The sequence below is a fragment of the Microbacterium umsixpiens genome (genome assembly GCF_053543675.1).
Genome location: NZ_JBLVOH010000009.1, coordinates 14044 through 21790 on the forward strand (window position 1 = coordinate 14044; position 7747 = coordinate 21790).

The 7747-nt window shown below is 68.2% G+C and carries 7 protein-coding genes; 3 read left to right on the forward strand and 4 right to left on the reverse strand.

Annotated elements, in window-relative coordinates:
• Positions 1 to 558 (reverse strand): histidine phosphatase family protein (locus tag ACNPM4_RS00845; protein ID WP_448984378.1); only part of this gene is annotated, 558 nt, incomplete at its 3' end.
• Positions 555 to 1394 carry a Sir2 family NAD-dependent protein deacetylase gene (locus ACNPM4_RS00850; RefSeq protein WP_448984379.1) on the reverse strand — a complete coding sequence of 280 codons (840 nt, stop codon included), beginning with the start codon at positions 1392 to 1394 and terminating at the stop codon, positions 555 to 557. The genes ACNPM4_RS00850 and ACNPM4_RS00845, both read right to left, overlap by 4 nt.
• A 115-nt stretch (positions 1395 to 1509) precedes the next feature.
• On the opposite strand from ACNPM4_RS00850, the gene ACNPM4_RS00855 reads away from it, so the two are divergent.
• Positions 1510 to 2310, forward strand: coding sequence for a TrmH family RNA methyltransferase (locus ACNPM4_RS00855; RefSeq protein WP_448984380.1), 801 nt, complete (start codon positions 1510 to 1512; stop codon positions 2308 to 2310).
• 7 nt (positions 2311 to 2317) lie between these two features.
• Here ACNPM4_RS00855 and ACNPM4_RS00860 read toward each other — a convergent pair whose 3' ends face one another.
• Complete coding sequence (locus ACNPM4_RS00860; RefSeq protein WP_448984381.1) at positions 2318 to 3145, reverse strand: SGNH/GDSL hydrolase family protein; 828 nt, start codon at positions 3143 to 3145, stop codon at positions 2318 to 2320.
• A 148-nt stretch (positions 3146 to 3293) separates the two neighbouring features.
• Here ACNPM4_RS00860 and ACNPM4_RS00865 point away from each other — a divergent pair, with 148 nt between their 5' ends.
• Positions 3294 to 5036, forward strand: coding sequence for a DEAD/DEAH box helicase (locus ACNPM4_RS00865; protein ID WP_029263412.1), 1743 nt, complete (start codon positions 3294 to 3296; stop codon positions 5034 to 5036).
• Between the two features lie 145 nt (positions 5037 to 5181).
• Positions 5182 to 6279 (forward strand): VIT1/CCC1 transporter family protein, encoded by a 1098-nt coding sequence (locus ACNPM4_RS00870; protein ID WP_262000922.1) that lies wholly within the window; start codon positions 5182 to 5184, stop codon positions 6277 to 6279.
• 15 nt (positions 6280 to 6294) lie between these two features.
• Here ACNPM4_RS00870 and ACNPM4_RS00875 read toward each other — a convergent pair whose 3' ends face one another.
• Positions 6295 to 7635 (reverse strand): DUF1254 domain-containing protein, encoded by a 1341-nt coding sequence (locus tag ACNPM4_RS00875; protein ID WP_448984382.1) that lies wholly within the window; start codon positions 7633 to 7635, stop codon positions 6295 to 6297.
• Positions 7636 to 7747: the final 112 nt, after the last annotated feature.

Here is a 7747-nt window from a genome sequence, read left to right on the forward strand (position 1 = left end):
ACGGTAACCCGGTGCCGCCACGAAGCGGTGTGCGGACCCGTTGCGCAGGACCTCCCCGTCGCGGGGAAGCGTCCCGCCGGAGACATGATCGATCACAGCGCGGATGACGCCGCCGTGTGCCACCACGAGCACCGATTCCGCTTGCGGGGCCGAGCGGCGCCGCGCTTCACGGGCGATCGCGTGGAGCGCAGCGATGGCACGCTCGCCGACCTGCTCCAAGGACTCCGCGCCCGGAACCTCGGCGTGCCAGTCGCCGTACGTCGAGATGTAGTCCTCGACGAGCATGCCTTCGCCGTCGCCGAACTCGCGCTCCCGGATGTCGGGAATGACACCGACCACCTCGAGTCCGAGCCTGTCGGCGATGATCTCGGCCGTCTCCTTGGCGCGCAGCAGCGGACTGGTGTACACCGCGTGATGCGTGCTGGCGGCGAGGGTCTCGGCTGCCCTCCGCGCGTCTTCTCGCCCGGTCTCGTTCAGCGGGATGTCGGTCGAACCCTGGATTCGTCGAGCGAGGTTCCAATCGGTCTGGCCATGGCGGATGAGGGTGAGGTGGGTCACGAGAGAAGTTCCTGGAGTGCGGGGAGCACGTCGCTGGTGCCTGCGGCGATGGTGACATCGGCCCAGGCATCCGCACGCGTCGGCTCGCGGTTGACGATGATCAGAGGGATGTTGCGGCGTCGGGCCCGCTCGACCAGCCGCACGCCGGAGTTCACGACGAGCGAGGAGCCGGCGACGATGAGGGCGGAGCTGGAGCGAAGCAGCGACTCTGCCGCACGGAAGCGGTCCAGCGGGACATACTCTCCGAAGAAGACGACATCGGGTTTCAGCATCCCGCCGCACACCGTGCACACCGGGACGATGAAGCCCTCGGTGGACTCGGGAAGCACATCGCCGTCGGGGGCGAGCGCCACGTTCTCCGGGACGGTGATCCAGGGGTTTCGCTCCTCGATCTGCACCGCGATGTCACGGCGATCGAAGACCTGGCCGCACTGCAGGCAGAAGACGCGACGCATCGTGCCGTGCACCTCGATCACGTGCGAACTCCCGGCGCGCAGATGGAGTCCGTCGACGTTCTGGGTGATGACGCCCGAGACGTTCCCGGCAGCCTCGAGCTGTGCGACCGCGAGGTGACCGGCGTTGGGTTCTGCACGCGCGAAAGCACGCCAGCCGAGGTGGCCGCCGACCCAATAGCGTCGTCGTGCCGCCTCGTCGCCCAAGTAGGTCTGGATCGTCATCGGGTCGCTGCGGGTTCTGGCGCCCTCTCCGCGGTACGCGGGTATTCCCGAGTCAGTGGAGATGCCGGCGCCTGTCAAGAGGGCGATGCGCCTGTCCCGCAGCAGCTCGGCGGCGTAGGCGATGGCGGCCGACAGCTCGGCGGTGTTCGAGACGCTCACAGGACCTCCTCGAGCGAGTCTACGGCGTGGCGAGATGCGACGGACTCAGCGAGCAGCTCGTCGACGGCGCACGGTGCGTCGGAGCGGGGGTGCGAGCAGTGGCAGAGTGGGACGCATGCGACTGGTGCCTGTGACCGATGCCGACGATCCGCGCCTCGACGACTACCGCGGGCTCACCGACACGGCGCTGCGCACCATCCGTGAACCGGTGGGCGGGCTGTACATCGCGGAGTCGACGAAGGTCATCGCCCGTGCGGTGGCAGCCGGGCATCGTCCGCGCTCTGTGCTGGTGCAGGAGCGCCGCGTGGAGGACATCCGTGGAATCGTTGGCGATCTCGACGTGCCCGTGTACGTCGTCCCGGACGATGTGGCGGAATCGGTGACCGGTTTCGCCGTGCACCGTGGAACGATCGCGTCGATGCACCGCCCGGAGCTGCCGACGGTTCGAGACGTGATCGACGGCGCCTTCGTCGTGCTCATCCTCGAGAACATCGGCGATCACACGAACGTCGGTGCCGCGTTCCGTGCGGCAGCCGGTCTCGGGGCAGACGCCGTGCTGGTGTCGCCCGGGGGAGCGGACCCGCTGTACCGACGCAGCGTGCGCGTAAGCATGGGGACGGTCTTCCAGGTCCCGTGGACGCGGATCACCGATTGGGATACAGCCGTCGAAGACCTCCATGCCGCGCATTTCGACATCGCAGCGCTGGCTCTGCGCGACGATGCGGTGACACTCGACGCCTACGTCGCCGACCGCCCCGAGCGCGTCGCCCTCGTCATGGGCTCGGAGGGCGACGGTCTCTCCCGCACGGTGATCGACAGTGCCGACACCGTCGTCACGATTCCGATGTCCGGTGGTGTCGACTCTCTCAACGTCGCCTCTGCAGCAGCCGTGGCGCTGTGGGCGGTGAAGGGCTGACCCCAGGTCAGTCCCGCGGCGGAAGGATGATCGGCGAGGGCTCAGGGCGCTTCGCGGCCAGGTTGTCGCCCGACGACTGGTGCCGCAGTCGACGAAGCACCCAGGGCATCAGGTGCTCGCGCGCCCACCCGAGGTCTTCGGATCGGGCCTCGCGCCAGGTCCGCAGCGGGTACGGCTCGGGCTGCATGGCCTCGAGGTCGTTCGGGACGTTCAGGGCACGGAGCGCCATGCGTGCGACCTCGTGGTGGCCGAGCGCGTTGTAGTGCAACCGGTCGTCGTCGAAGAACCGCATGTCCTGCACGACCTTGAGCGCCCACTGGTCCGCGACGATGCAGTCGTGGCGCTCGGCGATCGCGCGGATGTTCTCGTTGTAGATGGCCACCTTGCCGCGGAAGGCGCGGAAAACCGGCGTGAAACCGGTGTCGATGCCCGTGAACAGGAGGACGGCCGCTCCCGTCGATGACAGCCGCGCCACGGCATCCTCGAGCTGACTCGCGATGGCGTCGGGGTCGGTGCCCGGGCGGATCACATCGTTGCCCCCGGCACAGATCGAGACGAGGTCGGGACGCAGCGCGACGGCCGGTTCGATCTGCTCGGCGACGATCTGCGCGATGAGCTTCCCGCGGACGGCGAGATTCGCGTAGGCGAAGTCGTCCACCTGGGCGGCGAGCACCTCTGCCACCCGATCGGCCCAGCCGCGGTGGCTGCCGGGGTGCGCCGGATCCGGGTCTCCGATGCCCTCCGTGAACGAGTCTCCGGTGGCGACGAAACGGCGCCACGGGTGTGCGGTCTCGTTGGGGATGTACGGGGTCCGAGTCGAATCCTGGTCGGTCATCCAGCTCTCCTTCGCGAACGTCTGCCGAGGCGGCGGTGGCCGCAGCGCAGTGACCGAGCCTACTCGCACGCGCCGGCCCGAGGGAGGGACGCGCGCGAGAAGCGCGGCACGTGCGCCAGTGTCCGCAGCACCGATTATCGTGGAGTCGATGCTCTCTCCGTCCTTTCCCCAGCGTGCCCCTTGGGGAACCGCAAGCAAGCTGCGCGCCTGGCAACAGGAGGCGCTGGAACAGTACTTCGAAGCCGATCAGCGAGACTTCCTCGTCGCGGCGACACCCGGTGCAGGCAAGACCACCTTCGCCCTCACCCTCGCGGTCGAGCTCATGCGCATCGGCGAAGTGAACCGCATCATCGTGGTGGCGCCGACCGAGCACCTCAAGACACAGTGGGCGGATGCGGCGGCTCGCGTGCACATCCGGCTCGACCCGCGATTCCGCAACAGCGACTGGGCGCCGGCACGTCACTATCACGGTGCCGTCGTCACCTACGCGCAGGTGGCTGCGAAGTCGTCCGTGCATCGGCATCTGACGGAAGACGCCAAGACACTCGTGGTTCTCGACGAGGTCCATCACGGTGGGGACGCGCTGAGCTGGGGCGACGCCATCCGCGACGCCTATGGCCCCGCGAAACGCCGACTGCTGCTCTCCGGAACGCCGTTCCGCAGCGACACAGCGCCGATCCCGTTCGTGGAGTACCACCCCGACGAATCCGGCGCACGCGTCTCGCGCACCGACTACAACTACGGCTACGGCCGTGCCCTCGCCGACGGGGTCGTGCGTCCCGTGCTCTTCCACATGTACGCGGGCAAGATGCGCTGGCGCACCACCACCGGCGACGAACTCGAGACGCACCTCGGGCAGGACAACACGAAGGATGTGACGTCCCAGGCCTGGCGCACGGCGCTCGATCCCGAAGGCGAGTGGATGCCGGCCGTGCTGTCGGCCGCAGATCGCCGCCTCACCGAGATCCGCCATCATGTGCCGGATGCCGGTGGCCTCGTACTCGCCACCGATCAGACGGTGGCACGGGCGTACGCGAAGATCCTGCACAGCATCACGGGGCAGCAGCCGACGATCGTGCTCTCCGATGACGCGACCGCTTCCGAGCGGATCGAGAAGTTCAGCGCGAACGACTCCCGCTGGATGGTCGCGGTCCGCATGGTGTCGGAGGGCGTCGACGTACCGCGACTCGCGGTCGGTGTGTACGCGACGTCGTCGTCCACCCCACTCTTCTTCGCCCAGGCGATCGGCCGATTCGTGCGGGCCCGTCGTCGGGGCGAAGCCGCCAGCGTGTTCCTGCCACAGGTGCCCGTGCTCATGGGTCTGGCGAACGAGATGGACAAGCAGCGAGACCATGCGCTCGACCGGCAGTCCAAAGAAGAAGACGGACTCGACGACTCCCTGCTCGAAAGCGCCAACCGCGAAGAGGAGACCTCGGATGCGCTGACGCAGGAGTTCAGCTACCAGGCGCTCTCCTCGGTCGCGCACTTCGACCGCGTCGTCTTCGAGGGCCAGGAGTTCGGCCAGCTGGCTGAGCCCGGCACCCCCGAGGAGGAGGAGTTCATCGGTTTCCCGGGTCTTCTCGAACCCGAGCACGTGCACGAGCTGCTCATGCAGCGCCAGTCGCGACAGTCCCGGTTGAGAGAGGCGCGCGAGGCGTCCACCGGGCCGACGGAGACGACGACGCTTCCGCCGCCTCTCCATCGCACCCTCAAGGAGCAGCGGCAGCTCCTGAACAGTCTGGTGGGCCTCTATGCCCGGCAGAGAGGCGAGCCCCACGGAGCGGTGCATGCCGAGCTCCGACGTATCTGCGGCGGACCGGCGGTGGCGCAGGCGACCGTGACACAGCTGCAGTCGCGTATCGAGGTCCTGCGCAAGCGCGTACGCTCCTGAGCGATCGTCTGTCGGCCTTGTTCGGCGGCCGTGCTTCGGATCCCCGAAATGCTGTCAATCCGCGTCTGAGCGCGGTCGCGTCGAGCCTCCGAGGCTAGCGTTGAACGGTTGCCCTCGCATTGGGCACCGGACACCTGGAGGATCCATGACAGCGCCTGCTGCCGCCGACCCGACCCCTGCTGATCGCAAGCGATGGGCCCGCTACCTCGTCGAGGAACGCGCCGAGGGCGCCGTGTATCAGAAGCTCGCGGCACGCCGCACGGGGGAGGAGCGGGAGATCCTCCTGAGGCTCGCCGACGCCGAGCGCCGCCACGAGCAGCACTGGCTCGACCTTCTCGGGGCCGAGCCCGCACGGTTGCCGCGCGCCGGCTTCCGCTCCCGGCTGCTCGGTTGGATGGCGGGCCGCTTCGGGTCCATCTTCGTGCTCGCGCTCGCGCAGAGCGCCGAGGCGCGCTCGCCCTACGATTCCGAGCAGTACGCGACCCCGGCGATGCGCGCCGACGAGAAGGTGCACTACGAGGTCGTCCGCGGACTCGCCGCGCGGGGGCGGAGGCGGCTCTCCGGGTCGTTCCGCGCCGCCGTCTTCGGCGCCAACGACGGTCTCGTGAGCAACCTCGCGCTGGTGCTCGGCATCGGTGCGACCGGGGTCAGTTCCGGATTCGTCCTCTTCAGCGGCATCGCCGGGCTCCTGGCCGGCGCGCTGTCGATGGGGGCGGGGGAGTTCGTGTCGGTGCGTTCGCAGCGCGAGCTGCTGGCCGCGACAGAGGCGAATGAGGACGCTCATGCTGCAGCCGGCGACCTCGACATCGACGAGAACGAACTCGCGCTCGTGTATCGGGCGCGTGGCATGGATCAGGAGGAATCGCTGTCGCGCGCGCGACGCATCGTCGCGGCGGCGCAGGCGGGCGTCAGCCGTGCGGCGACCGGGCCTGTGAACATCCAGGCTGGAGGCGATCACGAGATCGTCGGAAGCGATTGGACGGCGGCGATCTCGAGCTTCCTGCTGTTCGCCTCAGGCGCGATCATCCCGGTCCTGCCCTGGATCTTCGGGCTCCACGGCACCGCCGCGATCATCGTCGCCCTGGTCCTGGTCGGTGTCGCACTGCTGAGCACCGGCGCGATGGTCGGCGTCCTCTCGGGCGGCCCGCCCCTGCGCCGCGCCCTCCGTCAGCTCGCGATCGGGTTCGGCGCCGCCGCCATCACGTACGTGCTCGGTCTCGTGTTCGGTGTCGGCACAGCCTAAGGGGCGTGCGCGGACTCACCCCTCCACACGATTGATCGCGGGGACCGTGTAGCGGCGGTCGAGAACGGCGGGATCGGGCTCGTACATCCGCATCACCGGCCGGAAGTCTCCGGCCGGGGCGGGAAGCCAGTTGGCCGCCGCCGTCGCGTCTTCGGGTCGCGCATGGCTGATCGTGATGGTGAGAGCGCCTTCCGCATCGCGGACCAGGCCCGCGGTCCTGTCGCCGATCGAGTACCGCGCGATGGGATTCTCCACCAGGTAGAACTCCGGAACTGAGTACATCGTCAATGACCAGAAGGCGGACACGGGCGGCTCGGGGTCCAGACGCAGCGTGTATGTCCGGGCACCGGTGAGCTGATCTCCGCGGTCGTCGACGTACGTCATGATGTACGCCGCTTCGTACGGGTGGTTGCCCCATAGACCGCCGAGCGCGGCAGCTGCGCGTTCGGCGGTTCGTAGTTCGGGGTCGGTCATCTTGAAGCGGTCGTCATCCAGGGCACCGACCTCGAAGTAGTCGAGGTTGTAGTCGAAGGCGTGGAAGGTGAGCTTCCACCCGTTCTCCTCCGGGCTGGAGCCGTGCGTCAGGATCGTATGGAGGGTCTCCTTGGCGGCGTCCATGTCGCCGACCAGGCGCGCGGCGTCGGAGAGCGGCATCGACGCATAGGGTGATGCGCCCCGCACGGCGATCCCCGTAGAGGCAAGCGAGTCCTGCAACGGACGATCACGCTGTGCGGGTGGGAACTGCTGCGACCAGACGCGGAGCTTCTCGAGGAAGAGCGCGCTCCCCGGTACGTCGGGATCGGGGACAGCGAGGCCTGCAGGAACGGCATCAGGATCTCGCGGCGTCAGCGTCGTGGCGTCCTGGAGTGCGTGTACTTCGGGGAGCTCGTGATCACCGCTCACTGCCCAGCGTCCGACTATCGAGGCGATCGTCGTCGGGAATCGGCTCACGACCGTATCTCCGGCGTCGCCGGTCCAGGACGGCGGAACGAGGAGGAACGTCCCCGCGCCCGTTCCGGTCGCGCGATGTCCGACGTAGGCGAAGTTGTTCGTCCATGCGTCGACGAACTGGAGGACGTAGTAGCGGCCGGCAGTGTCAGGGACCTGCAGCTCGACCGGGCCGACACTGAGGTCGACCTGCGCCATCGAGTACAGCGTGTCGTTGTTGATCGTGACGAACGTATCGGCCGGCCCTGCGAGCGTCCGAGCGTGGCTGAAGGTGTTGAACCGGGCGGCGGGGTTGGCGCCGACTCCGGTCGTCGTGTATCGCGTGACCTGATCGAGGTTGAACACGAGCGGAAACCCGTAAAGGTAGGCCTGGGTAATCGTCGAACGATCGGCATCGAGGGCTGTCATGCGGATCAGGCTATCCAGAGTCGTTCGCGTGCAGGGGGAGGAGATCATCCCCCTCGGATGAGGTCACTCGTGCGTTACCTCGCGTCGCGTGCGGACAAAGAAGAAGGGCCCC

What these genes read in the sequence shown, in the direction of transcription:
- ACNPM4_RS00855 (WP_448984380.1), top strand. Translation starts at nt 1,510, where the DNA reads ATGCGACTGGTGCCTGTGACCGATGCCGACGATCCGCGCCTCGACGAC.
- ACNPM4_RS00860 (WP_448984381.1), bottom strand. Translation starts at nt 3,145, where the DNA reads ATGACCGACCAGGATTCGACTCGGACCCCGTACATCCCCAACGAGACC.
- ACNPM4_RS00865 (WP_029263412.1), top strand. Translation starts at nt 3,294, where the DNA reads ATGCTCTCTCCGTCCTTTCCCCAGCGTGCCCCTTGGGGAACCGCAAGC.
- ACNPM4_RS00870 (WP_262000922.1), top strand. Translation starts at nt 5,182, where the DNA reads ATGACAGCGCCTGCTGCCGCCGACCCGACCCCTGCTGATCGCAAGCGA.
- ACNPM4_RS00875 (WP_448984382.1), bottom strand. Translation starts at nt 7,635, where the DNA reads ATGACAGCCCTCGATGCCGATCGTTCGACGATTACCCAGGCCTACCTT.